This is a genomic window from Streptomyces camponoticapitis, from assembly GCF_014646115.1.
In the GTDB taxonomy this organism is placed as follows: Bacteria; Actinomycetota; Actinomycetes; order Streptomycetales; family Streptomycetaceae; genus Streptomyces; species Streptomyces camponoticapitis.
Genome location: NZ_BMMV01000042.1, coordinates 12,554 through 38,058, shown reverse-complemented (window position 1 = coordinate 38,058; position 25,505 = coordinate 12,554). Strand labels below are relative to the sequence as shown.

At 66.7% G+C, this 25,505-nt stretch carries 17 protein-coding genes and 5 pseudogenes; 12 read left to right on the top strand and 10 right to left on the bottom strand.

All coding sequences use genetic code 11. From position 1 onward, the window contains the following. Positions 1-1,768 (bottom strand): FUSC family protein (locus IEY79_RS36175; RefSeq protein ID WP_189111905.1); only part of this gene is annotated, 1,768 nt, incomplete at its 3' end. A gap of 1,761 nt (positions 1,769-3,529) precedes the next feature. Continuing rightward, positions 3,530-5,629, bottom strand: a complete 2,100-nt coding sequence (locus IEY79_RS36170) for a SpoIIE family protein phosphatase (RefSeq protein ID WP_189111904.1) — start codon at positions 5,627-5,629, stop codon at positions 3,530-3,532. 976 nt (positions 5,630-6,605) lie between these two features. Here IEY79_RS36170 and IEY79_RS36165 point away from each other — a divergent pair. Beyond that, positions 6,606-7,388: an NB-ARC domain-containing protein gene (locus IEY79_RS36165; protein WP_229701423.1), complete on the top strand. Its 783-nt coding sequence runs from the start codon at positions 6,606-6,608 to the stop codon at positions 7,386-7,388. A 19-nt stretch (positions 7,389-7,407) separates the two neighbouring features. On the opposite strand, the pseudogene IEY79_RS36160 reads toward IEY79_RS36165, so the two are convergent. Continuing rightward, positions 7,408-8,380, bottom strand: a pseudogene (locus IEY79_RS36160) (IS5 family transposase). 121 nt (positions 8,381-8,501) lie between these two features. Here IEY79_RS36160 and IEY79_RS36155 point away from each other — a divergent pair. Further along, positions 8,502-9,433 (top strand): annotated as a pseudogene (locus IEY79_RS36155) (IS481 family transposase). A gap of 89 nt (positions 9,434-9,522) precedes the next feature. Continuing rightward, on the top strand, positions 9,523-10,287 hold the full coding sequence (locus IEY79_RS36150; RefSeq protein WP_189111903.1) for a uracil-DNA glycosylase: 765 nt from the start codon (positions 9,523-9,525) through the stop codon (positions 10,285-10,287). Between the two features lie 452 nt (positions 10,288-10,739). Here the strand turns inward: IEY79_RS36150 and IEY79_RS37845 are convergent. From IEY79_RS37845 to IEY79_RS36130, 5 genes and pseudogenes are all read right to left on the bottom strand, one after another. After that, positions 10,740-10,991: pseudogene (locus IEY79_RS37845) on the bottom strand (hypothetical protein); the annotation flags it as partial. Positions 10,992-11,071: 80 nt separating this feature from the next. Then, a pseudogene (locus IEY79_RS38565) lies at positions 11,072-11,603 on the bottom strand (DUF1348 family protein); the annotation flags it as partial. A gap of 945 nt (positions 11,604-12,548) precedes the next feature. Continuing rightward, positions 12,549-12,727: pseudogene (locus IEY79_RS36140) on the bottom strand (alpha/beta fold hydrolase); the annotation flags it as partial. A 202-nt stretch (positions 12,728-12,929) separates the two neighbouring features. After that, complete coding sequence (locus IEY79_RS36135) at positions 12,930-14,324, bottom strand: amidohydrolase family protein (protein ID WP_229701422.1); 1,395 nt, start codon at positions 14,322-14,324, stop codon at positions 12,930-12,932. A gap of 204 nt (positions 14,325-14,528) precedes the next feature. Further along, positions 14,529-15,689 carry an MFS transporter gene (locus IEY79_RS36130; RefSeq protein ID WP_229701421.1) on the bottom strand — a complete coding sequence of 387 codons (1,161 nt, stop codon included), beginning with the start codon at positions 15,687-15,689 and terminating at the stop codon, positions 14,529-14,531. 235 nt (positions 15,690-15,924) lie between these two features. Here IEY79_RS36130 and IEY79_RS38275 point away from each other — a divergent pair, with 235 nt between their 5' ends. The 4 genes from IEY79_RS38275 (at position 15,925) to IEY79_RS36110 (ending at position 18,552) form a co-directional block, all read left to right on the top strand. Beyond that, positions 15,925-16,245: a LysR family transcriptional regulator gene (locus IEY79_RS38275; RefSeq protein WP_189111901.1), complete on the top strand. Its 321-nt coding sequence runs from the start codon at positions 15,925-15,927 to the stop codon at positions 16,243-16,245. Positions 16,246-16,491: 246 nt separating this feature from the next. Then, a complete protein-coding gene (locus tag IEY79_RS36120; RefSeq protein ID WP_189111900.1) occupies positions 16,492-16,866 on the top strand; it encodes a DUF488 domain-containing protein in 375 nt (124 codons plus the stop codon). A 146-nt stretch (positions 16,867-17,012) separates the two neighbouring features. Continuing rightward, positions 17,013-17,975 (top strand): quinone oxidoreductase family protein, encoded by a 963-nt coding sequence (locus IEY79_RS36115; RefSeq protein ID WP_189111899.1) that lies wholly within the window; start codon positions 17,013-17,015, stop codon positions 17,973-17,975. 115 nt (positions 17,976-18,090) lie between these two features. Further along, positions 18,091-18,552 carry a nuclear transport factor 2 family protein gene (locus IEY79_RS36110; RefSeq protein WP_229701420.1) on the top strand — a complete coding sequence of 154 codons (462 nt, stop codon included), beginning with the start codon at positions 18,091-18,093 and terminating at the stop codon, positions 18,550-18,552. 175 nt (positions 18,553-18,727) lie between these two features. Here IEY79_RS36110 and IEY79_RS36105 read toward each other — a convergent pair whose 3' ends face one another. Further along, on the bottom strand, positions 18,728-19,030 hold the full coding sequence (locus tag IEY79_RS36105) for a winged helix-turn-helix transcriptional regulator (RefSeq protein ID WP_189111898.1): 303 nt from the start codon (positions 19,028-19,030) through the stop codon (positions 18,728-18,730). Between the two features lie 204 nt (positions 19,031-19,234). Between IEY79_RS36105 and IEY79_RS36100 the strand changes: the two genes are divergently transcribed. From IEY79_RS36100 to IEY79_RS36080, 5 genes are all read left to right on the top strand, one after another. Beyond that, a complete protein-coding gene (locus IEY79_RS36100; RefSeq protein WP_189111897.1) occupies positions 19,235-20,194 on the top strand; it encodes an NADP-dependent oxidoreductase in 960 nt (319 codons plus the stop codon). Between the two features lie 53 nt (positions 20,195-20,247). Continuing rightward, positions 20,248-21,012, top strand: coding sequence for an SDR family NAD(P)-dependent oxidoreductase (locus tag IEY79_RS36095; RefSeq protein WP_189111896.1), 765 nt, complete (start codon positions 20,248-20,250; stop codon positions 21,010-21,012). Between the two features lie 308 nt (positions 21,013-21,320). Further along, the gene (locus tag IEY79_RS36090; protein ID WP_189111895.1) at positions 21,321-21,758 is read left to right on the top strand and encodes an acyl-CoA dehydrogenase family protein; all 438 of its coding nucleotides are present in this window, start codon (positions 21,321-21,323) and stop codon (positions 21,756-21,758) included. Between the two features lie 144 nt (positions 21,759-21,902). After that, complete coding sequence (locus tag IEY79_RS36085; protein WP_189111894.1) at positions 21,903-23,279, top strand: amidohydrolase family protein; 1,377 nt, start codon at positions 21,903-21,905, stop codon at positions 23,277-23,279. Positions 23,280-23,457: 178 nt separating this feature from the next. Further along, positions 23,458-24,246: an alpha/beta hydrolase gene (locus IEY79_RS36080; RefSeq protein WP_189111893.1), complete on the top strand. Its 789-nt coding sequence runs from the start codon at positions 23,458-23,460 to the stop codon at positions 24,244-24,246. A 390-nt stretch (positions 24,247-24,636) separates the two neighbouring features. Here the strand turns inward: IEY79_RS36080 and IEY79_RS36075 are convergent, their stop codons facing one another. Continuing rightward, positions 24,637-25,290 carry a TetR/AcrR family transcriptional regulator gene (locus IEY79_RS36075; RefSeq protein ID WP_189111892.1) on the bottom strand — a complete coding sequence of 218 codons (654 nt, stop codon included), beginning with the start codon at positions 25,288-25,290 and terminating at the stop codon, positions 24,637-24,639. Positions 25,291-25,505 lie beyond the last annotated feature (215 nt).

Genomic DNA, 25,505 nt, shown 5'->3' with positions numbered 1-25,505 from the left:
CGTCAAACGCCCCGAGACCCTCAGGGCCATCGGCAAGCCCGGAAGATCTTGGTAGATAAAGAACAAGCTTAGAGTGCGAAGGCTGGGCGGGGATCCTGTTGCCATGCTCGCATCCAAGAGTGGCAGTATCGTCGGAAGCCTCGCGCTGCCCTGGCCCTGAACACTGCGATGAATTCTCCGGCACGTTGCGTCGAGGGAGCGGTCTGCGAACCGTGGCAACACGCCCCGCAGGCCGGCAACTGGTTCTCAAACACCTCGGCAGCCGAGACCAAGATGCCCTCAGAGTTGGCCTTACCTGCAACGGAGCCACTTGCGTCATCGTTCGGACAGGGGAGCTGCGAAGCCGACGGGAGGCTGCGGGCGCTCTCGCGACTACCAGGGGCCGATTAGCGGGCTCTGCCGCACACGACCACTGGACGACCCCGCACTCGGCTGATGGCCGCCCGGAGGAAGTGCTCGCTCTGATGAATCTGGACAAGAACGGGCTTGTCGTACGCCACTGTCGGCAAAAGCTGCACCTTCTGGCCAAATCACACCGCATTCCCCTTGGCGCCATCAATCTGACAACGACTTGAGCAGGCCGCACCTGCCTATCAGCGGTGGCCTGGAGCGCACACCTCAGGAGACCGCCGTCTCCATCAATGCCAGAGGTGTACTCGGTGTGCGTTCTGCCATTGGTGCAGACACACGGACCGGTCCACTGCGGTTGTAGAACCCGTGACAGCCAAACGTACTTGCCTAAACGGTTGCTCCCCCGGTCATGTCCGTTCGCCTGTCCGTTCACTCCGGCCCGAAGGCCCCTCCGAGTGGAGTCTGCTCCACAGTCTCGGCTGGAGGTGCCGGGCCGCCTTGACGTAATCAGCGGTCCACAGGATCCGGACCGCCGTGGCGTGGGACCGCGTGTCGGTTTCTGCCATCTCGAAGCGCAGAAAACGGACGATGGGTTCTTCGACCGCACTGTCACGCGGGAGCGGATCTGGCGGGGCGGCTCGATGTCCACCGCGATGGCAAAATCCTCATACCAAGTGCCGATCCGGTCGGCGGCTGCGCTTACGCCAGCGACTGCTGCGACCCCGTCTGCCGATGAGAAATGGTCTTCAGAATGACGGCAGAGGCCGACCACGGCATCTGCTGACATGCGCACCTCAGCGACCCCGGCCACCAGCGTGGTCATGCCAGCCAGCGAGAGCGTTTTACCTCCGCGCTCGGCGAGGTAGGTGCGGAAAGCGTCGTCAAGCCTGAGCGACACAGCCGCGGCTTCGCGAGCCTCTTGCAGTGGGGGAGGGACGGGATCTCCTGTGCTGCAGCGACTGGCAGCATAGGAGACGGCTTGCACCAGGTACCGTGCGGTGATCTCGTACGCCTGCGCCAGAGACCGGTTCACCGCCGCTGCGGCGCCACCCGGCCAGAAGATCAGTCCTGCCACCACACTCACCGCGCAGCCGAGGGCGATGTCCTCCACCCGCAGGAGAGCGACGTGCCAGTTCGGGGCTTGGCCCACGTTGAAGAAAGTGACCAGCGTGATGGTGAAGGCGGCCTGACCCACACTGAAGGAGATGGTGGTTGTGATGCCGGCGGCCAGGATCGCCAGCGGCAGCAGCACCCACAGCAGCCCGCCATGAGTACCGACCAGGCTGAGCAGGCCAGCGCCGATGACTGAGCCAGCTACGGTGCCTACCAGCCCACGGACGACCTTGTGGCCCGTAGCGATGGCGCTCGAACTGAGCACCGACAAGATGCCCAGCAGTACCCAGAAAGAATGCTGCACTTCAACGATCCTGACGACGCCCACCGCGAGGCCCAGACCGACCGCCCCACGGACGCTGTTGTGCAGCCAAACGACTGCAAGCGGAAGTGAGAAGCTGCACGTTCCCAAGCGGAGGCCAGAGGACGCTGCAAGCTCCCAGGCGTATGCCCCAGGAGTTGCTCCAGCCAAAGACGCCGATCTGCGGCTGCGGCTACCTCCACGTTCTCCGCGAGCCGGAGCGTGGCAAAGCACAACTCGTGAGCGCGGAAGGATGCGTCCCAACGCTCCATGAGCATCCGGTTTGGATCCGCAGATCCTGTCGGCTGCCCGGAAGAAGGGCGTAAAGCCAGCCCGGCTTGGGCACTGTGGTCCAGCTGGTCCATAACCCGCCGCAGCTCGCTGACCGCCAACAGGAATTCGACGGTGGTAGTGCCCCGTAGGTCGTCGAGCAGACAGGCTGCACGCTCCAGGACCGCGGTCGCACAGTCACGCGCGACACTGCTCTCCAGCGTGCTGCCAGTACCGTCCGTCGCCGTGCAGTACTCGTCCGCGATGGAGTGAATCCAGGTCAGTCCATCCACTAACCGCACAAGGGAGCGTGAACTGGTGGACAGCCCCGTAGGCCGGTAGGGGGTGGCATCGAAGGCACGGCGCAGATCGTCTGCCGCCTTCTGCATGCCCTCACGCCGCAAGCGTGAGTGCTGAACGTGCCCAGGTGGCCCCGACACGCAGCTGCGCAGGGCAGTTGCGCTTGCACGGCACATACGGGCTGTGGGCGGGGCAAGCGGATTCCTTGCCGGCCGAGGCCACAGCAGAACTACCGCGGGAATTGCCACAGCCGATGCCAAACCGGCCCCGGCGAGTCGGGCGGGAAGTTCCTGTAGGGGAGCTGGAACCGTCAGCGGCAGAATAAAAGCCAGCAGAAGGGGAGTAGAGGCACCCGCAAGTACAGAGCTGACCACCCCTGAGAACAGCACCAGGAATCCGACCACCACCATGGCACCGATCGCGAGCCAGGTCTGCTGCGCTGCCAGGGTACCGAGACAGATAAGCACCATCCACGCTGCCGCCATCCCAGCCTGTGCTCGCAGCCGCTGTACCAGTGAACCGGAGAAGTCTGTAAGCAGCAGCATCGAGAACGAGCCGAACGCGGCGAACAGGGCCATGGTGATCGAACCGATCACCTGGCTACACACGGCGTACAGAGAAGGCATAACAAGGGCCGTACGGAAAGCTCTGCGGGTGGCGCTCAGATCTGAGTCGCGCCTGGCCAGCCATCGAACAGCGGGCAGATCCCCCCAGCGATCTGATAAGCGCATGCCTCCCGGTCCTCCCGCCGATCGTGATCCAGGGCTCGACTCCCCACGCCCTGCATCAAATTATTCGCACGTTGTGGTCATCCGGCGCGTCGGTGGCGTGTCGCGCTCTGCCACCTGGTCACTCGGGTGGCGGGAAGACGGTGGCGATGCGCAAGCGCGAGTAAAACAGCTCCCATTCCACACAAGCCAAGTCGGCGGCAGCATGGCAGGGGCATTGCGGGGCGCGCCAGCCCAATTACTCGGTGCACGACAGGACACCGAGGTCGTAGAGCGCTGGAAGAATGTCGGGGTGGGAAAATCCTCATCTTCCCATCCTTATGTGCAGATCCCCTGTCCCTCCGGATCTGCCCCACCTGCTTAACGTCATACAGCAGCCACCCTCTGAGCGGCTTTGAGCCGCAGTGCCCGCGCCGTCGTAGGGACAGCCTTCTCCGCAGCTATTCAAACGAGTTACCCGTGATCTTCACTCTCGCTCCGATTTGATGAGCAGGAGCGCAATGTCATCCCCACCCCGGAAGGATTGCCGGGTTCGCTCAGCACAGCGAACCAGAGTCTCCGAGAGCGATTCCAGGGAGCGCGGATCCCCTTCCCCCAACTGCGCGGCGAGTTCATCGATCGACCTACCCAGGTCGATGCCAGGCACTTCGACGAGGCCGTCCGTGTAGAAGGCGAGCACGGAGCCGGGGGGCAGTGAGACGTCCACCGTCCTGTACTCCGGCTGCGGCTCGACGCCGAGGAGGATTCCAGTCGGAACATCCAAAATCTCCGTATGGCCGTCAGGATGGAGCAGGATCGGCGGCAGATGCCCGGCCGTTGCGAGCCGGGCACGGTTGTCCCGCAGGTCGAGGTGGGCGTAGAGGCAACTGGTGAACAGGGTGGAACACGAGTCGATCAGCAAGCGGTTGGTGCGCGCGAGTACCTCGTCCGGCGAAGCCCCGGCGCTGGCGTACGCGTGGACGGCAGTCCGGACCTGACCCATTAGCGCGGCGGCGTTTACATTGTGGCCCTGTACATCACCGATGACGGCGCCGGCCGAGGTGTCGTCCAGACGGATGAGGTCGTAGAAGTCGCCTCCGATGTCCAAGCCATCGGTCGCCGGGAGATAGCGCACGACGACCTGAAGGCTGGGGATCTTCGGCAACTCTTGGGGCAGCAGGGCTGCCTGGAGGCCAAGTGCGACCTGGTTCTTGCTGTCGTACAGCCGGGCCCGTTCGAGAGCCTGCGCGATTACGCCGGCCAGCGAGGTGAGGACGGCGCGCTCGTCCAGCGAGAACGTGTGCCGCCGGTCGTACCCCAGGACGCAGCAGCCGATCGTCCGGCCGGAGGCGAACATCGGCAAGTAGGCGAAAGAGCTTTTGTCCGGGTCCATTCGAACGCTCGGGGAGGTGCGTCTGAGTTCGTCGCCGTCCGTGGAGAAAAGGGGTTCGCCACTCAGGATTGTCCGGACGACTGGGGTATCCGCAGTCACGGGGAGGCGATCGAAGCCGGCCGCAATGTCCCCTCGGAAACCGCGCCAACCGAGGACGTGCAGCCGACCCTCATCAGCGGTTACCAGCGCCAGCGCTTGGGCGTTGATGACCGGCATGATCTGGTTGGTAACCGCCTCGGTCACGTCCTCCACCCCGACAGCGTCGGTGAGGGTAGATGACAGGTGCAGCAAGCGGAAGAGGTTGCCGGGGCGGGCGGGCTCCTCGGTTGGCATCAGTACCGGATCAACGTCGTCGCGGGGCGCCTCACAGGGCGTGATACGAACGCTAATCCCGGTGGCGTCGGGGTAAAGGTGAAAGGCCAGCCAGCGGTCGGGGGGGCGCAGGGCGGTGAAAGACGCGGGCAGACGGCTGAAAAGTGCCCCAAGGTAGGAATTTTCGTAGCCCGGATCATTCAGCCAGGGCAACGCTTCCCAGAGCCGGGCCCCCAGCAGTCCCTCGCGGCTGCTGCCAAGCAGGTCGACGGCGTGCTTGGTGAGGAAGGTGATGCGGCCATCGAGGTCCAGGGCGCACGTGCCTTCCGGGAAGCGCTCGGTAAGTTCGGCTCCGGGCTCCGCGTGCCGGGCGAGCGGCGGACTCACTGTGCGCAACTCCGTGGGTCGCAGCGGATGCCCTTCCTGCATGGCCCGCAGCAGAAGGCCGCTGATGCGGCTAGCGCCGTCGTCGATCGCCCACGTTTCCTGGTCGGAGAGATCCGGCGCGTGTGTAGCGGGCCACATCTGGAGCAGCGCCCCCCATCTGGTGCCGCCGGAAGCCAGGGGTACCGCGCTCATGGCGACGTGGTACGGCAGAGCGAGTGCTGTACGAGGGAAGCGGCGGGCCAGTTCCGCGTGGTTGGCTACCCATACCGGCCGCCCACGTGCTGCCTCGGCTACCGGGACCGTTGCCGCGAGCGCTACTTGCGACCAGGGCATAGCGATCCTTTGTGACACGCCGGTCACAAAGGCCATGCGTACGGTCTGGTCCTCGGGCTTCAGTAGATACACCACGCCGATGTGCGCACCGGTGGCCCGTACCAACTCCGCCAGGGCCCGTTCCACCTCTGCTGTGGTGGAGGCTCCCTCCTCCGCGCTCACGCCATCCCTGGTATCGCAGGACCGCCAGGTTCCCCCAGGGGGGCTGGGAAGCCGAACCAGCTAAATCGAATATCACCCATATGTGGATATTAGTCCCTCGCTCGGGGTGGCGACATCTCAAGCTAAGGGCCCATCTACTGGGGAGGCCCATGCTTACCAGGCGAATCCACGATCAGGCTCTTGGGTTCGCCTGCCCCTTGCGGATCAAGATCAAAACGGTGGGCCGGCTGAGCCGGTACGTCCGCCTGACTGACCGTGCGCATCCGCTATCACGCTTGCCGGCCAAGCGCGACCTTGCGGACTGTCCCCCGCACGGGAAGGCAAGCTTCATCATCGCGACCTTCCGAGCCTGCGCAAGCAGCCAACGCGCGAGAGATCGCCTATCTCCGGGACCGGGAAAACTAGCAACCTAGCAGCCCCGACAGCGAAACTTGTCCTCACCATCCAGGCGCTCACGGTGCGCTCGCCGAGCGCTCCGCTCGTCCCGGGCTGCGGCCGAGCGGTTCGCCGGGGCAACCTACGGGTGGACGTGTTCATCGGCAAGACGAAGGCCCCTTTGAGACACCTCTAGAGACCTCTCTGGCTTGGAGATCATTCGACCTGAGCTGCACGTTTGCAGTCTGTCGGCGTTTCCCCAGCACACCTCGTTGATTCCAGGTTGGCCGAGATGAGGGTGCCGAGGCATGCCTGAGTCGACATCCGCGGGCGGCGTGGCCTGGTCGGCGACTGGCTGTCACGGCTGGGTACCGAAACCCCCAGCTCTACCCGTGGACATGTGGTGGTGGGCATTCTCGTCGTATCGGGACGGGCGACAGGGGTGGGGGTTGCGGGTGTGGTGGGTGGGCATGTGGGGCGGGGCCGGTGGCGGTGGGTGCTTGGCCGACTGCTGTGGGCAGCAGCAGGAGCCACAGCACTCGGCGGGATCGCGTGTGCGGTCGCGCGGGTCGGGCTGGAGACGGCGGATCAGCTTTCCAGCGTGATCGGTGGGACCGTCGGCCTGCTCGGTCTCGCCGTCTCGCTGGTCGCGCAGCGTTCTCCCGCTCCGGCTACGTCACCCGTTGCGGGTGGTGGGGCGGGTGGGCGTTGGGTGCGGGCGGCTGCCGCTCGCCCCTCCTACCGTGCTCCCGCTGTCCAGGCCCCCGTCTGCGGCCGTGACAGCCAACTCGCCGACCTCCAGACTCTGGCAGCCGGCCGGGACGACGGACTCGTCGTGGTCTGTGGAACAGGCGGGCTGGGCAAGACCACCCTCGCCGCCCAGGCCGCCCGACAGGCCGAGACCCAAGGGCGGGCGGTGTTCTGGGTGCGGTGGCAGGACGATGCCGCCCGCCTCGCCCACGACCTCACCCGCATCGCCCAGGAACTGGGACTCCCCGAAACCCGGCTCCACGACGCCCAGAACGGCCGGGCCCGCTCTGGTCGACGTGGTGTGGGAGCGACTGGCCTCAGTGCGGGGGTGGGTGATCGTGATCGACAACGTCGACACCCCCGCAACCTCGGGCCTGGCAGCGAGCCGGTGGGCTCCTACCGTGGCTGGGTGCGCCCCGACGGTGCCGGTCTTCTCCTGGTCACCACCCGCGACACCGCGCCCACCACCTGGGGGCCGCGGGCTCACCTCGTCCCCCTCGAACCCCTGGCAGCTGACCCCTCGGGCGCGGTGCTGCGCGATGCCGCACCCGCCGCCGGCACCACGGAGGAAGCCGCCGCGCTTGGGGAGCGGCTCGGCGGCCTCCCCCTTGCCCTGGAAACCGCGGGCCGCTAGGGCCTGTGTGGAGTTGTGATCAAGGCTGCGATCCGAGGTGTCGGATCCAGAGGAGGCCGGCGCATAATTCGAGTCCGGCCTGGTAGCTTTCAGGCTTTTTGTCGTAGCGGACGGCGAGGCCGCGCCAGTCCTTGATCTTGTTGATGGTGCGTTCGACACTGTTGCGGAGCTTGTACAGCTGCTTGTCGCAGGTGACAGGCCGTCCGCCGCGTGAGCCGCGGTTCTTGCGGTGGGCGGCCTGATCCTTCTTCTCGGGGATGACCGCTTTGATCCCACGTTTACGCAGGTGGGAGCGGTTCTTGCGGGACGAGTACGCCTTGTCGCCGGCGACTGCGTCGCGCCGGGTGCGGGGCGGCCGACCGGGCCGGGGACGCGGATCTCGTCCAGGACTGGGATGAACTGCGGACTGTCTCCCGCCTGCCCCGCGGTGATCTTGAGCGAGAGGGGCAGGCATTGCGGCACGCAGGACAGGTGCATCTTGGTGGTCAGTCCGCCACCGGAACGCCCCACGCCAGCGGCGGCGAGCCGGGCCCTGCGGCGACGCCTCACACGTCGTCGTTCCTCCCGCTCCGGGTCCAGCTGCCCGTATTGTTCCTCGCTGGTGCCCCTTTTTCCGCGGCGGCCTTCTCCACCGCCTCCAGAGTCTCGGGCTCCACGATCATCCCTGCGGCATCATGATGGGCCCGGACCGTGGTCGAGTCCACGCTGACCAGCGACACGTCCACCAGGCCCCGCTTCGCCGCCTCGGCGATCGCACACTGGAACACCGCGGTGAACACCCCGACATCCCGCCACTGCCGAAACCGGCCGTAAACGGTGGACCAGTGCCCGAATCGTTCGGGCAGCTCCCGCCATTTCGCCCCGTTCCTGAACCGCCACACGACACCCTCGAAGTGCGCCCGCAGGTTCTCCGGGTACGGCCCGTACTCACCGACCGGCAGGAACGGGGAGATGAACTCCCACTCGGTATCGGAAAGTTGAAGTCGAGGCACCCCACCGTTCTACCTCAAGGGCCCCGACCTTCCCGGGCCGGAACCCCAAGAGATCACAACCCCACATAGGCCCTAGGACTGCACCGCACAGGAGGTCTTCGCGTCCCACCGTAATGCCCGGTTGACCGTTCATGGCAGGCGGTTGCTGGTCGACCGCGTCCGTTCCGGGCGGCCGGTGGCGCATGTCGCCGCCGAGCTGGGTGTTTCACGGCCCACCGCTCACAAGTGGGTGCGCCGGTGGCGGGCCGAGGGCGAAGCCGGCCTGGCAGACCGCTCCAGCCGGCCGCTGATGACTCCGCACCGCACCCCCGCCACCGTCGAAGAACAGGTCTGCGAGCTGAGGCGGTCCCGCAAGCTCGGGCCCGCCCGGATCGGCCCGGTCCTGGGCCTGCCCGCCTCCACCGTCCACCGCATCCTGACCCGCCACGGCCTGCACCGCCTCGCCCGGCTCGACCGGCCCACCGGCACCGTGATCCAACGCCACGAACGCGACCGCCCCGGCGAACCGATCCACATCGATGCGAAGAAACCCGGCCGGATCCCCGACGGCGGCGGCCACAAAGCCCTGGGACGGCACGCCGGCCGACCGATCCGCGGGATGGGCTTCGACTACGTCCACTCCGCTGTCGACGACCACACCCGCCTCGCCTACAGCGAGATCCACCCGGACGAGAAAGTCACGACCTGCGCCGGCTTCCTCACCCGCGCCGCCGCCTTCTTCCACACCCACGGCATCACCCGCATCGAACGCGTCCTCACCGACAACGCCTGGTCCTACCGCAAGTGCCTGACCTGGAAGCAGACCCTCAACGAGCTCGGCGCGACCGGCAAACTCACCCGCCCCTACCGGCCCCAGACCAACGGCAAGGCCGAACACTTCAACCGCACCCTGCTCGACGAATGGGCCTACCCGCGGCCCTACACCTCCAACACCGAGCGGACCGAAGCCCTGACAGACTTCCTCCACACCTACAACCACCACCACTGCCACACCGCACTCGGAGGCAAGCCACCCAACACCCGCGTCAACAACCCCCAGGTCAATACACCTAGGCCCTGTTCAGAGCGCCCGACAGGCCGGGCTTTCCAGGACCAAAAGGTTCACCCATGCGCTACCAGCCACTGAGAAAGCGAATTGATCCTTGTCCACGGACTACCCGGTGCAGGCTGCAGCCGAGGCCAGCACGCTGACAGAACTGAAAACGCGCCTGGTGCGGTGCCGCGCCTGCCCGCGCCTCGTGGCGTGGCGTGAGGAGACCGCCCTCGCCAAACGTCCCGCTTTCGCTGATTGGGAGTACTGGGGGCGACCCGTGCCCGGGTTCGGGCCTGCGGACGCAACCATGCTGATTACGGGGCTGGCGCCCGCCGCGCACGGCGCAAATCGGACGGGCCGGATGTTCACCGGTGACCGGGCAGGCGACCTCCTGTACGCAACACTGTACGAGCTCGGCCTAGCCTCCCAGGCCACGGCGACGGGATTGGATGACGGGCTGGAACTGTACGGAGTCAGGGTCACCGCGCCTGTGCACTGCGCTCCCCCCGCCAATCGCCCCACAACTCGCGAGAGGGACACCTGCCGCGTGTGGCTGGCCCGGGAGGCACAGCTGATGCAGACGACCATGCGCTCCGTCGTCGTGCTGGGTGCCTTCGGCTGGCAGGCCGCGCTCCCTGCCATGCAGGACGCCGGCTGGAGCGTGTCACGGCCGCGCCCGGCGTTCGGCCACGGCGTACGAACGACGTTGGCTCCCGCGGGCGGGGCGGGCGCCGAGGTGACAGTGTTCGGCTGCTACCACGTGAGTCAGCGCAACGTATTCACCGGCAGACTGACCCCAGCGATGCTGCGGCGGGTACTCGCCGAGGCCGCGCACAACGCCGGCCTCCGTGTCGAACGTCCCGGACCCGGATGATCACCCAGGCACGTAGGCAAACGTCCGGCAGCCGGCCGCTACTGGAGCCAGCACTCGAAGGCCTCGTCGCGAAGAGGCTGGACGGGCGTATCCGCGAGGCCGCACGGGCGGATTGCTGAAGATCCGAAACGCGATGAATTGCATCAGGTGCAACACTGTGCGCGGCTGACCAGGGCAAGGGAGTGGACACATCAATGTTGCGTTTGATAGGGCATCGGCCATGATCGCTGAGGCACCGGGTTCGGTGCGTCTTGTCCTGGCGCCGAACGTCGTCCATCTGGCCCCGGAGCCAGCCGTCTTCGCCGCGATGAAGGAGGGTGGGCCAAGCAGCAGTCCGCCCGGTTCCTCCAGGCGTCGACAATTCAGCCCCGGCTGCGTCTGATTGAGCGGTTCGAGCAGACGGTGAGGCCGCGCCAGTCCTTGATCTTGTTGATGGTGCGCTCGACGTTGCGGCCGCCGCGGGATCGGCCCCAGGTCGGCGGCGGCGAGCCGCGCCTTGTGGCGACGTCTCACGCGTCGTCGTTCTTCCCGCTCCGGGTCGAGTTGCCCGTCCTGTTCCTCGCCGGCGCCCCGTTTTCCGCCGCGGCCTTCTCCAACGTGTCCAGGCTCTCGGACTCCACAATCATCCCCGCGGCATCATGATGAGCCCGGACTGTGGTCGAGTCCACGCTGACCAGCGACAAGTCCGCCAAGCCCCACTTCGCCGCCCAACCGTTCTACCCCAGGGGCCCCGGCCCTCCCGGGCCGGAGCCCCACGAGACCACGACTCCGTACGGACCCAGAACCCGAGTTCGCTGAGGCTCGGGTGGTCGTCAGGTCGTCGGCCGAGCGGCCAATGGTACTGGCGCTCGGCTTCGGTGATAGGCACATCATTGATGCAGGCGTGCCGCACGGCCAAGAGGCCGTCCGCATCGAATGCCGAAAGAACGCCACCGGTTCCCGTCAGCATCGAGGCACTCATAGGCGAAGCGCACAGCTATCCGATTGTCACCGAATGCCCAAAGCTCCTTTATCAGTCGGTATTCGAGTTCTCGTGACTATTTCCGAGTAAGGAACGCCACGATCTCCTGACGTCCGGTGACCCACTCGCTGCGGTTTCGCCAACGCGAATCCAGACTGGAGCGCGGTTGCGGGGGGCCGTGCCGCCTCGCTGACGGGGGTGCCCCTATCTCCTTGGTCAAGGTGGATAGGCGCTCTTCCGGAGTCTGGATCGATCCGCCTGCGCATTCCCGATGACAGGTTGGCGAGGGCGTCTCTGCGGAGTTCTCGGCGTTTCTGCGAAACACCGACGAAGACGTCAATGGTGCCGATGTCATCACGCGCAGGCTCCTCCACGACGCTTTTGTCCGGCCTCGCCTCGGCCGGAGCCAGCCGGGTCTCGCACCCGTGACTGGGGACGGTGGAATGCGGACTACGTGGCTCTGACCTCTACCATCTGGCAGCTGCGGACCCCGCGGGCCCACACCGAGTAGAAGTCGAAGGCGACCATGTAGTCCTTGCCGACGTAGCGAAGATGCCTCTGGGTACATGCGGAGTCTGCGGCAGCCCCAGGGGCACGTGGTCGCGGACCGCCCGCAGACCGGTAACCCTGCCTTCAGCAGCGGACCGGAGCACAGGCGAGGCCAGGTGCTACAACCCGGCCCATTCTCGTCGGTGACCCGCATACCGCTGACGCGTACCCCATCAACCTGATGTCAGTTCGAGGAGGGTATGCAGCCATGGGTCAACAGCGAGACCGACCGAACCTCTTCCTCCGCTTTCCAGTAGCGGTAATCCCGTTGCTCATCAAGCGTTTCCCTGATGAGGAGTTACGTCCAAGCCTGGGTGAGTCCCGTCAGACTCGAAGTTCAGAAGACGCCAGACCCATACACCTTGCGGGCATGAGAGGCGAAGGCGCGCGGGCCCACAATGGGCATGATCAGGCGCGGCACGAGCGGGGCGGTGACAGCATCAGGGTGATAACCGCAGGCTCGGCAAGGGAGGCCAGCATGCCGAAGATGATGGGAAGCTTCTTTTTCGAAAGGCGGTTGATGGCGTGGTTCCCCAGTTCATGTCACTCCGCCTCCGTGAGGTACTGGTCGACGATGGACAGTACTTCAGCCTCTTCCACTGCCAGGTGTTCCGTCAATTTTTTTTGCCCAGCGTCTCCAAAGCCGCAGCAAGGTCGTCGCGATCGGACGCGTTGGCATCGATTCTCCATCGTGCTAGCGAGACAGACGACGCAGCGATCAGGGCGTCGATTTCGGTGTGATGCTCCTCCCCTTCGCCACCCGGCCCGTCCCGTGACGGCCGATGTACCGCGTGACCTCGCCGCCCCCGTTGAGTGGCCGACCAAGATTACGTCCTGCAGGTCAAGAGTCTCGATCAATGCCGCTAGATCGTCCGCGTAGGTGTCCAGGTTGTTGCCGTTCCACGGCTGCCCATGAAGGCCACTGCCCCGCAGACTCTGGTTGTGGCCGGATGAGGCGGCTCGTCGGGTGGTCCTCGCACTGAACCGTTCCGGACTGGTGGGGACTCCGCAGTCTCCGGCCGTGCCTGAGCGCCGAGATGCTCATGGAGCGTCTGTCGCCGTCCGGGACAGCCGGCCCACACCCCTGGGGTGTCACTGGGCAGGGAGCCCCGGGTGCGACCGGGTACCAGGTCTACGCCTCGGGCTTGTGGCGGTGGTCGCCGCCTTCCCAGGCGGTGTAGGTGTACGGGTTGGAGATCCGCTCGGTGTGGGGAAGTTCGGGCTCGCGCGCCGCCTTCCACTCCTTGTCGCCCATGGAGGTGCGGAAGTGCTCGACGGTCTGGGCGACAGCCTCTCGGGCGGCGTTCAGAGGAACGCTGTCGAGGAGTGCGTGGTCGTACTTGACGATCCTGCCGTTGACCATGACGGTGTGGACGTCGCCGCGGCCCGCCTGGAAGACGACATGTCCGTAGGGGTGGATGATCGGGTACATGGCCGGTGACCGGTCGTTCTTGATCAGCACCAGGTCGGCCTTCTTGCCGGGAGTGATGCTGCCGACGACCGAGGACAGCCCAAGAGCGTGTGCACCGCCCAGGGTGGCCCATCGCACCACATCCGCGGCCCTAAGGTGGTTGTGGACCACGGTCTCGTCACGACCGTGAGCCTGGAGGTGCTCGCGGGCGCGGTCCGCGCTCAGGGTGGAGCGCATGGCGGAGAAGAGGTCGGCACTCCACCACATACTGGAGTCCATGGACAGCGAGACCGGAATGCCGTGCTTGCGCAGGTGCTGGGTGGGCGGGTAGCCCTGCCCCGCGTTGAGTTCGCTCTCCGAGGAGACCGAGACGGAGCCGCCCGTGGCCGCGATGCGGTGGTAGGAGTCCTGGGACAGAGAGGCCGCGTGGACGTAGGTGACCTCACGTGTCATGAAGCCGTGTTCCCACATCAGGCGGATGCTGTCGTCGTTGGTGGCGCCCCATACCCCGGCGTGGGTGGTGACGCGCAGCCCCAGGTCGCGGGCCGCCTCGAAAGCCTTGCGCTCGGGGAAGGCAGGGTCCGCGGTGACGTCAAAGGCCAACTGGAGACTGAGCATGTCCCCGCCGGCGGTGAACCGGCGGGCCGCGAACGCCCTGAAGTCGCGGCTGGAGGCCCAGTCCCAGGGGGCACTGAGCAAGTTGCCGTAGCCGAGTACGAAACGGCCGGGGGTGGCCTGGAGGGCATCGACGGCGGCGTCGGCGTGCTCCGGGGTCTGCAGACCGTGCGACCAGTCCAGGGTCGTCGTCACTCCCGCGTCGAGCGCTTCGACCGCGGCGAGGACATTGCCGGCGTAGATGTCCTGAGGCCGGAAGAGTTTGCCCCAATTCAGGTAGCAGAACACGAAGTACTGGCTGAGGGTCCAGTCGGCGCCGATGCCGCGCAGCGCCGTCTGGTACATGTGGCGGTGGGAGTCGATCATGCCGGGCATCAGGATGCCGCCGGCGGCGTCGATCTCGGCCGTCCCCTCGGGCACGGCCAGATCGTGGCCGATCGCCTCGACGCTGTCCCCGATGACCAGGACGTCCCCATTTTCGATGGCGTCCTGTGTGTCCATGGTCAACACGGTGGCGTGGCGGAAGACAACAGGGCGACCGGGGACGAAATCGTGCGGACCTGTGACGGCCGAAGGCGAAGGGCGGTTGTAAGAGGCTGAGTTCATGATGTGTGCTGCTCCTTGTGGCAGTGATCCGGAAGGATCGGGACGGCCTGCGCGATGACCGCGCAGTGGTGCGGCGGGCCGATGGCCCGTGCTGCGGGGTCAGGTATCGGCGCGTGCGGCGAGTCGATGCGAGGCGCGGACCGCGATGAGCGCACCCAGGGAGAGCGCGGCAGCGAAGCCGATCATCGAAGGGCGCAGACCGAACTGGCGCGCGGCAAGGCTGAAGCCGATCGAGGGCAGTCCCATTCCGGCATAGGCGATGGCGAAGAACACGGCGAGCACACCGGCACGTGACGCGGGTAGTGCGGCCGCCACGCTCTGGCCCACGGAGACCTTGAACAGCAGCCCCGCGCCGGCCCCGGTCAGCGCCGCGGCGACGAGGAACAGCGCCAGTACCGGATGGAAGAGTGACAGCGCGGTCAGCGCCAGGCCGGCCGGGAACAGCACCACGCCCGTCGTCAGCATGCTGGCGGCGGGCAGCCGTGCGAGCGCCAGCTGGGCCACGGCGGAGGCGGCGAACACAGCGAAGGCTGCGAGTCCCGCGATGAATGGTGCCGAGATGCCCAGCTCGTCACGGACCATGACCGCACCGAGCGAGGAGAAGAAGCCCATCACGGCGAAGGCGAAGAAGCCGATGCCCGCCGCGGCGGCGAAGACCGCGCCGCCGCCCGGGCGCAGCCCGAACCGGGCGGCGGACTCTCCCGCCTTCTGCCGGTCCACGGTCTCCGGGCCGGTGAGCACAAGGGCGGCCAGGGCCACGAGCACCACGCCGAACAGCACGAAAGGAGTGGTCAAGGGGGCCGGCGCCCACTGAGCGAGTGCTCCGGCGACCAGCGGCCCCAGGGAAAGGCCGCCGAGATTGGCCACGGCCGCCACCAGACCGGGCCTGGGGGATCCGGTCCGCTTCGGATGGGCCCGGGAGTAGAGGTCGCTCAGGTAGGCGGTGGCTGTCGAGGCCATCAGCCCCGTGCCGATCCCTGTCACCACGCGAGCGACGAGCAGCCCCGTCACTCCGTGCCAGGTCACCAGCAACAGGGCGGCGAGGGCGGACGTCAGCAGCGCCGGGACGATGATGCGCCGACGGCCCAGCCGGTCAGAGAGGTGTCCCAGCAGGAGAAACCCCACCGCGGCGCCCACGACCATCGCCGCGAAGGCCACAGTGACCATCGTGGAGCCAAATCCGTCACGGCCCGCGAACAGCGGCCACAGAGGCGTCGGCACCGTACCGAAGGCCATCAGCGCTCCCAAGGCGATCGCCACGGTCCAGAAACTCCGCGCGGGCGCGATCCCCCCGGATGGCTCGTTCAGCGCCCCGCCGGAACGGTTGTAGAGAAGGGAAGACAACGAAACAGCTCCACTCGTGCGACGAACATGATGAGAACGCGCGGGCATTGGTTGACCTGCGCTTCCCTTCCAACCCACTCGGACATCCGCATGATTTCCGCTGGAGGGCAGCGGAAAGAGATGATCCACATCTCTGTGAGAGATTGACTCCGTGGAGCTTCGTCATCTGCGGCATTTCGTCGCGCTCGCCGAGGAGCACAGCTTCACGCACGCCGCCGCGAGGGAGCTGATCGTCCAGTCCGGACTGTCCTCCTCCGTGCGCGCTCTGGAAGCCGCGGCGGCGGCGAGCCAGGCGGTGCCGGAGGTACGAGGCCTGCTGGCCGGACATCTGCGCATCGACACCTACCCGGCCAACCCCCGCGTCCTGCCACTGCCCCCTTGGCCGGCCGGACCCACCCGCGCCCACCCGGCACTCGAGATCACCGTGCGCCAAACCGACGGCCCGGCCATGACACGGATGGTCACGGACTAGCGACTCGACTGCGCTGTGGTCGACCCGGTCGCGGGCCCACCGGACGGCCTTCGCGCTCTGGCCCTGCGCCATATTCGACCGAGCTCGCTCGACTCCCGCCGACCCTGAGGATGGGGCGCTACGGCCGTCATGGCGGTACAACGCGCTGGAGCTCAAGGCCGCCGATAGACTGACAGTGACGAGCCCCGCCTCGTCGCGAGTGGCTTGGGCGAGGCCTCGCGGCCGATGGGAAGGGTGGCGACGGCCATGGCCGGACGGTTCGACTACCAGAGAATCTATGAGGACACTTCGTCGCGGGACGACAAGCGAGTGCTCGTGGACCGGTTGTGGCCTCGTGGAATGAGCAAGGAGCGAGCGCATCTGGATGAGTGGCTCCGCGATGTGGCGCCGTCGAACGGCCTGCGCCATTGGTACCAGCACGACCGCGCGCGCTTCGCGGACTTCCGCGACCGCTACATCGCCGAGCTGAAGGACGCCGATCACCAGCAGGCCGTCGAGCACCTGCGTGACCTAGCCGTCCAGAACAAGGTCACCTTGCTCACCGCCACGAAGGACCTCGATCACAGTGAGGCCGCCGTGCTCGCTCAGTGGCTCGACGGCGTCGGCACCCCCAGATCTTGATCGCGTGCTGGGAGGCGGCGACACTGCGGCCCGGCGCGGATGACCGTACAACGCGGGAGCGATAGTCCGCCCGATTACGCCGGTCGGAGACGGGGTGGACGTCTTGTTCGGTGAACCTACGCACTCCGGAAAGAGAGAAGGGTGAGATGAAGGCTGTGGGCGTCTACCACTATGGCGAGCCCGAAGTGCTTGAGGTCGTCGATCTCCCAGTCCCGGAGGTTGGGCCCGGGCAGATCCGCGTGCGCGTGTACGCGGCGGCGGTAAATCCCTCAGATGTCCTGCTGCGCCAAGGATGCATCGACCCGATGCTCGCAGGACGCCTGACCCCGCCATACCGGCCAGGTATGGACGTGGGGGGCGTGGTGGACGCGATCGGCCCCGATACCGTCAGCGACCTGCGGATCGGGGACCGTGTGATGGCGATGGTCATCCCCATCGACCCCTCCGGCGGTGCCTACGCGCAGTTCATCGTCCTCGACGCCCGGCAAATCGTCCGAGCTCCAGCGGGCACAACGCACGCCGAGGCCGCTTCCCTTCCGACGAACGGGCTGACCGCACGCCTTGCCCTCGACCTGCTCAGCATGGCCCCAGGCGAATGGATCGCTGTGACTGGCGCCGCGGGCGCTGTAGGCGGATACGCCGTGGAGCTGGCCAAGACAGACGAACTGCGCGTCGTGGCGGACGCGGCGCCGACGGACGAGGACCTGGTGCGCTCGTTGGGCGCCGATCGGATCGTCACCCGGGGACCGGGCGTTACCGAGCGCATACGCGAGGTCGTTCCCGGCGGCGTGGGCGCCGTCGTGGACGCCGCGCTCATGGGGCCCGGGGTGCTGCCCGCCATCCGGCCCGGTGGCCAGATCGCCCTGGTACGCAGCCAGGGAGAACCCGGCACCACTTCCCTCGGCGAGCACAAGGAAGTGACAGTCCGGAACGTGTTCGTACCTGAGTACCGCTATGCCGAGGACAAGCTCGACTCCCTGCGCGTGCTCGCGGAGGAGGGCCGGATCTCGCTGCGGGTCGCGGAGAAGTTCCCGGCCGACCAGGCGGCCGAGGCACATCGCCGTCTGGAAGCGGGCGGTGTACGCGGCAGGCTCATTCTCGACTTCTGAGCCATGGCGAGTCTCCCCGGACTTTCGAACCACGCGCCTGCCGCTCGGGCAGACGATCACCGTCCGCTTACACGGGTGCCCGGATGGGTGCCGCACTCATAAGGAGGCCGGATCAATGAGTGATCTCGACGAGGTCGTGCGAAGGCTGGATGCGATCGAGAGCATCGAAAGCATCAAGCAGCTCAAGGCCCGCTATTTTCGCTTCGTGGACGAGAAGAAGCACGACGAGCTGGCCGCACTGTTCACGCCCGACGCCAGAATCGTGACGGATGGGATCACATGGGGCTCGCCGGCAGAGTTCGCGGACACGATTCGTGATCTCATCGGCGCCGCACCGACAGTCCATCACGGTCACATGCCGGAGATCGAGATCACAGGGCAGGACGCGGCGTCCGGGATCTGGGCGATGGAGGATCTGCTGACCTTCCCGGCCGGAGAGAACGCTCCGGAGGGCCACGACGGCTACGGACAGTACAGGGAGACCTACCTGAGAGTCGGTGGGCGCTGGCTGATCGACTCGCTGCTGCTGACCCGCTTCCGGATGGACCCGCTGGAGAACTGGAATCCGGATGCCTGACCCGGACACTGTGCCGGCGCCCGCGTGGATACGCGTGGTAAGCGGCGTTGGCGCTGGACATCGTGAGGCGACAGGCGTCGAGCCGTCAAAGCTGCCTGGCGTCGAAGGCCGTGCGTGAGTCCAGAATTCCGTCGGCGTTATTCTCCGCCCACCGGGCCAGCCCCAGGACGATGTCCTACAGACTGAGTCCGCGCGGGGTAAGGGCATAGTCGACGCCTGGGGGCTTGGTGGTGTGGACGGTGCGGGTGACAAGCCCGTCGCGCTCCAGCCTGTGCAGTGTGGCGCTGAGCATCCGCTGGGTGATGGGGTCGCTGAGGCGGCGCAGTTCGTTGAACCCGCGTGTGGTGTCCGCGAGCTTGCCGATCACGACCACGGACCACTTGTCACCCACCCGTTCCAGCACGCTGCGGATGAGGTCATGGCCCTGTTCGCACAGAGCGGGACCTATGCCGTCCGGCTCGGTGATCTGCTGCGTCATGGTGGTGAGTATACGAGCGTAACCGGGTACGGCATGGGTATCCGGGGCTGTGAAGCCGGCCTTGGTTCTGGGGTGGTTCCCTCGGGTATACCTGCGCATTTCAAAGTGCCCTCTTGCCGGTTTGCCGAGGGTTCCGGAGACTCGAAACCAAGTATGTGAGGCGAATCCAGTATCCATTTGACACTGCCCTAGGGGTTGTTTTACGTGCGAGCCGTGGGGCTGTACGAGTTCGGTGAACCGGACGTATTGCAGATTATCGATCTGCCGGATCAGCATGCTGGACCCGGTGAGATCCGGGTGCGCGTGCACGCGGCCGCGGTGAATCCGGCAGATGTGCTCATGCGAGCGGGCGTTCACGCGCAGATGCTCGCGGGAACTCCGGGCCCGTACGTTCCCGGGATGGACATCGCCGGTGTGGTCGACGAGATCGGCCCAGGAACTGCGACCGACCTGCGCGTCGGCGACCCCGTGATGGCGGTGGTCATGCCGATGGGAACCGCCGCCGGTGGCTACGCCGAACACAAGGTGCTGCCGGCCGACTGGGTGGCACGCGCGCCACGGGGCTTCGACCACGCGAGTGCGGCGACCCTGCCGATGAACGGGCTCACCGCCCTCTTGACAGTCGACGAGCTGGCCCTGCCCGCAGGATCGGTCCTCGCCGTCGTCGGAGCAGCCGGGATGCTCGGCAGCTACCTGGTCCAACTGGCCAAGAAAGCGGGACTCACCGTGATCGCCGATGCGGCACCCGGCGACGAGGAACGGGTCCGCGGTTTCGGCGCGGACCAGGTCGTGGCCAGAGGGTCCGAAGTCGTCGAACATCTCCGCGCCCGGTATCCCGACGGCGTAGACGCGGTCGCCGACGTCGCGATCCACGGCCCCCGACTGTCGGAGGCCGTCCGCGATGGCGGAATCTTCGTCCGTTTCCGCAGCGCCGAAGAACCCGGCGGTTACGAGTACGACGACGGCGGCCGAGTCACAGTTCACACCACCTTCGTCCCCGACTACTTCGGGCGCACGGACAAACTGAACCGTATTAGGGAACTCGCCGAGGCGGGCGTCCTCGCCCCACGGGTCGCTCAGACCTATTCCCCGGCCCAGGCCGGGGACGCTCACCGGCGATTCGCGGCAGGCGGCGTCCGCGGGCGACTCGTCATCACCTTCTGAGTCCATTCAGTTCGAGCACGCTCATTTTCAAGCACACACAGGAGTACTCAGCCATGCCCGCACGCTTCACCGACAAGGTCGTCCTCATCACGGGCGCCACCTCCGGCATGGGCCGTGCCGCATCCGAGCGGATCGCCTCCGAGGGCGCAAAAGTGGTCCTCGCGGCCCGCGGCAAGGAAGCAGGCGACGCCCTGGCCGCAGAACTCCAGACCGCCGGAGCGGACGCCGTCTTCGTACGCACCGACGTGACCGTGGAGGCCGAGGTCGCGGATCTGGTCCAGCAGGTGGTCGACCGGCACGGACGTCTCGACGCAGCCTTCAACAACGTCGGCGCGGCCACCGCCGTCGGCCCGCTTCCCGACATCGACGGCGAGGCCTGGAACGCTGATCTGACGCTCAACCTCAGCAGCGTCTTCTTCAGCCTGAAGTACCAAATTCCCGTGCTGCAAGCGTCCGGCGGCGGCGCGATCGTGAACAACGCCTCCAACCTCGCGGTCACCGGAGCCGCCAACATGGCCTCCTACAGCGCAGCCAAGCACGGCGTTGTCGGACTCACACGGTCGGCCGCCCTCGACACGGCGGCTGCCGGCATACGCATCAACGCGCTCGTCACCGGCGGCGTCGACACCCCCTTGCTCCGCGGCAACATGGGCATGCCCCCGGAAGAAGCCGTCCGGGTGGCCGGAGCGATGCACCCGATCGGGCGGATAGCCCAGCCAGCCGAAATCGCGGCGTTCGCAGCTTTCCTCCTCAGCGACGAAGCGAAGTTCATCACCGGTGCCGCACTCGCCATCGACGGCGGCATGACCGCCGCATAACCGCCGCATCACAGACGCGCGGCGCAACTGCGGGCAGAGCCGGTGGGAAGGCGAGCGGCTCACCAGCGCGTACGAAGCCGAGCCGCGAAGGCATCACATCTGATGCTGCATGCGCTGAGACTTCCTCTGAATGGCGATCAAGAAGGTAACAAGCATGGGCAGCACCAGGTTCGCCCGAACCGCTCGGCGCACGGGAGGCGGCCGGTCGCACAGCGGAGCTGACGGGTGTTCGGCGCCGATCCCGACGCGCGGGTGACCGGCGTGGCCGCTCCGACCGGCGCCGGCGAACGCGTCCCAGGCGGATGGCTGTGAACGGCCGCCGACCCTACAACTCCGGTGCGCCGTACGGCACCTGGGTGGCGGTCGGCGTCCTGCTCAAGGACGAACGAGGCGAGGTCATCGACCAGGCCCTGGTCCTGATCCCGGCTGCCGACCTCACCGTGGTGGACACATGGCACACCGCGGGCATGCGGGGCACCGCCAGCTACACCCTGGTCGGTCACGACGTCTTCGTTCCCGAACACCGGGTCCTCTCGGTACCGGCCGCCGAGATCAAGACAGCCCGGCCGCACATCTACCGCGCGGCCGACGAGGACAAGTCCCCTCCAACGCCTCTGGAGCGACGCGAACACCGCAGCCCGCCACGCCGGCCTGGTCCCCGCCGTCGGACTGGACGTCCGCGGAAAGACCCTGGTCGGTGTGAACGACCGCGTCAGCCTGATGGTCTGACCGCTCGATGGTTGTGAGGAGGGCGTGGCACGCACTGTAGGTCGGCTGCGTGCGCGCTCACCCACGCGGAAACGTTGGTTGAGCAACCCTTCGCCAACGAGCCAGGTCGCCAGAAGCGCGATCAGGACAGTGGACTGCCATGTGATCGACAGGAGCGAACAATGACAACTCGCACCACACTCATCAGGGGTGGGCACGTCGTCACAGGTGACCCGGCTCTCGGTGAGCTTCCGGGCGCTGACGTGCTGGTGAACGGCAACACCATCACCGCCATCGGGCGTGGGCTTCGGGCTGAAGGCGCCGAAGTAATCGATGCCTCCGGCCACGTCGTCATGCCAGGTTTGATCGATTCGCACCGACACGTGTGGCAGGGCGCGATCGGCGGCGCCGGGGCCAAGCTCTCCCTCGGCGGCTACTTCCAGGTGGTGCTGGCAGGCCTCCTCGACAAGTACGAGCCGCGCGATGTCTACGCCGGGGTGCTGTGGGGCGCCCTGCAGGCGGTCAATGCGGGCGTCACGACAGTCGCCGACTGGTCCCACATCGTCACCACCCCCGAGCATGCCGACGAAAACATCCGCGCCCTGCGTGACTCGGGCATTCGCGCGGTGTTTCTCTACGGTCCGCCCGTGGGCGATGGCGTAATGAAGTGGTTCGTCGAGAGTTCTGAGCGGCACCCCTCTGATGCCCGCCGGGTGCGCACCGAAGTGCTCTCAGACGACGACGCCCGAGTCACGATGGGCCTGGCGCTGCGCGGCCCCGAGTTCTCCACCGCGGACGCCACCGCCGACGACATCCGGCTGGCCCGCGGACTCGCCGTCCCCATGAGCATGCACTCCGGGATCCCGGGCTACCTCTCCAAGTACCGCACCGTAGAGGTGCTCGAAGAACTGGGCTTGCTGGGTCCGGACGTGCATCACGCGCACGGGGCCGCATTCAGTGACGAGGACCTGAGGCGGATCGCGGCCACCGGTGGCCACATCACCCCCTGCCCGACCGTGGACATGCAGATGGCCCTCGGCACCTTCCCCATCACGGGCCGAGCCCTTGCCCATGGGATCCGGCCGGCGTTGGGTGCCGACACGATCGCCGGCACCGGGACCGACCTGTTCAGCGAAATGCGGCTGACCCTTGCCGCCGAGCGGGCGCGCGCCAACGCAGCCGCACTCGAGCGCGACGAGCCACCGATGGAGGTGGAGCTGGACCACCACGACGTCCTCGGATTCGCCACCACCGCGGGAGCCGCGACGTGGGGAATGAGTGACCGTGTCGGCTCGCTTACCCCTGGCAAGCGGGCGGACATCATCCTCGTCGACGCGCGCCGTCCGCACCTGAGCCCGCTGAACGACGCCGTCACCACCGTGCTGATGAACGCCGGCCCCGCAGACGTGGACACCGTCCTCGTAGATGGTCGGATCCTCAAGCGCCATGGCGTGCTTACCGGGCAGGCTGCTCAGGCACAGGAGCAACTGGAGGAGTCCCGCCGCCGACTGTTCGCCGCCGCCGGGCTGAAGGACATCCTGGGCCCGGTCTGGGCGTGAGCCCCACGCCCCCTCCGACGAGACGACCGCACGCATGAGGTGGTCTTCGTGGCGTCCTGTTCCAGGATGCCGTGTCTCAGGTCAGCCCTGAATCGCCCACCAGGCAAATGCTCCCCGAGGCAGCAGGGATTCAGTCACTGGAGCCTGTCCGCCCATTCCCACATCCATGGAGGTACGTATGAAGGTCGAGCACTATACGGTCGACGGGGTGTTCGTCGAGCACGCGGCACCCGATGGCATTGCCACGGCTCCCCCCATCGTGTTCGTGCACGGTGGAAGCCACGGCAGCTGGCTGTGGGAGAACTGGCTGCCCTACTTCGCCGGGAAGGGCCGCCACTGTTATGCCTTCAGCTGGTTCAACCACACCGGTTCCCGTGCTCTGCCCACCGGGGAATTCGTCCAGCGCGGCATGCTCGATGCGACAAGGGAGCTGGACATCGTCGTTTCCCACATCAACGAGACCCCCGTGCTCATGGCACACAGCATGGGTGCGGCGGTGACACAGAAGTACTCCGAGGACCATTCCGTTCTGGCGCAGGTACTTCTGGCGCCCGTGCCCAGCACGGAGAGCAAGGGGGAACCGATACCCCTGCCGGTGGACTGGTCGGCGCCCTTCCCGCCAATGCCCTATGACATGGCCGTGGAATGGTTTCTCGCCGGTTGCCCGGAGGAGGACGCACGTCGCTATTACGGATTGATGCCAGACGAATCACCCAAAGCCGTGTGGGAAGCCGCGCAGCGCGGAGCCGCCATCGAGCTGGACCGGACCCGAATCGGCGGGCCCACGCTTATGGTCGCCGGCGGCAAGGACATCGTTTCTCCTGCGGACTTGGTGCGGAGACATGCCGCACACTTCGGCGCCGACTACCTCTACCTTGCCGACCGTGCCCACAGCCTGATACTCGAACCGCGGTGGCACGACGTTGCAGACCGAGTCAATTCATGGCTCAGCCGCACCTGTTGGTGACCTCAATGGGGGTGTTGGCAACACATGCCGGAGCGTGGGGCGAAGACGCAACCCCGCTCGTTGCCGACACTGCTCCTCCGGGCTACCACGCGGCCGGTGCCCGCCGAACCGCGTGGCCTCGTGCCGGCCATCGAAGAACCGGTCCGGACGTTGTACGGCGTTGTGCCGCGCGAAGTCCACCGGCTGTCCAGTCACCACTCACCGTTCCTGTCCATGCCCGTGGAGTGCGCGACGCTTCTTACGACCCACTCGATCTAAAGCGGTGGGCCGTGACGCTTGGTCGGACATGGGGTGTGACGCGAAAAAAGACCTCCGCGTGGGGTGGGGACTCGAACACCTCACCGCACCGGAGGTCTTGGCGATGATCAGGACTTACGACTGTCGGCAACACTAAGTGCACTGGGGCTGGGAGGGTGGAGAAGCGGCCCTCGTCTTGGAAAGGGGCGGCGGGCCCGGCAATTCCGGTGCGTCGCACGCCTGCATGCTGTCGAAGACCAGGTGGAGGTAGCGCCGCCACAGATGCGGCTGTGTCGCCACCACCGGGGAAACCGTCTGGTAGATGCCGCTGATCAGCAGCATGACGTCCTGCCCGGTGATGTCCTGGCGGACGCCTCCTCGCCGGCGGGCGCGGTCGGTCAGGGCCTCGGTGACCTCGTCCAGCATCTCCTGGCCTTTGCGTACCTCGGGGTGGTGGCGAGCTTCCCCCTGGGCGACCTGGCAGAAGGCTCGGTCCTTGACCTGGAGCTCAATGGCGGCGCTCATGAATGCGCGCAGCCCCTCTGTCGGGTCCTCGGACTGAACCAGCCGCTTGCCCACAGCGACGAGGAGGAACATGTTCTCGTAGACGATCGCCGCCAGAAGGTCTTCCTTCGTGGCGAAGTGCCGGAACACCGTTCCCTTGCCAATCCCGGCTCGCTCCGCGATCTGAGCGACGGACACCTCACTGCCGAGTTCGGCGAATGCCTCGCCCGCCGCCTTGACCAGGAGCTTCCTGGTCCGCACGGCATCGCTTCGCAGCGGCTTGATCACTGGCGGGTTTTCCATGGCGACTGCCTCCCTCGTCCATGCATGAGTGTACGGGAACCGGACCCCCTGGTCAGTTTCCACCTCCCAATGTGACCGGCGGGTCAGGTTTGTGAGATTCAACATGACCGCCCGGTCCGCTTTGGGTGGTACGGTCAACATGACCGCCCGGTCCGGTTGGGTGAGCCGCAGGGTCCCCAGCCTCTTCCGCGTCCGGACGTCGCATCGCCCCGAGA

Bases quoted from the DNA above. Each gene is read 5' to 3' on its own strand.
- IEY79_RS36135 (WP_229701422.1), bottom strand. From the start codon at position 14,324: ATGGACACACAGGACGCCATCGAAAATGGGGACGTCCTGGTCATCGGG.
- IEY79_RS36120 (WP_189111900.1), top strand. From the start codon at position 16,492: ATGGCCGGACGGTTCGACTACCAGAGAATCTATGAGGACACTTCGTCG.
- IEY79_RS36115 (WP_189111899.1), top strand. From the start codon at position 17,013: ATGAAGGCTGTGGGCGTCTACCACTATGGCGAGCCCGAAGTGCTTGAG.
- IEY79_RS36110 (WP_229701420.1), top strand. From the start codon at position 18,091: ATGAGTGATCTCGACGAGGTCGTGCGAAGGCTGGATGCGATCGAGAGC.
- IEY79_RS36105 (WP_189111898.1), bottom strand. From the start codon at position 19,030: ATGACGCAGCAGATCACCGAGCCGGACGGCATAGGTCCCGCTCTGTGC.
- IEY79_RS36095 (WP_189111896.1), top strand. From the start codon at position 20,248: ATGCCCGCACGCTTCACCGACAAGGTCGTCCTCATCACGGGCGCCACC.
- IEY79_RS36085 (WP_189111894.1), top strand. From the start codon at position 21,903: ATGACAACTCGCACCACACTCATCAGGGGTGGGCACGTCGTCACAGGT.
- IEY79_RS36080 (WP_189111893.1), top strand. From the start codon at position 23,458: ATGAAGGTCGAGCACTATACGGTCGACGGGGTGTTCGTCGAGCACGCG.
- IEY79_RS36075 (WP_189111892.1), bottom strand. From the start codon at position 25,290: ATGGAAAACCCGCCAGTGATCAAGCCGCTGCGAAGCGATGCCGTGCGG.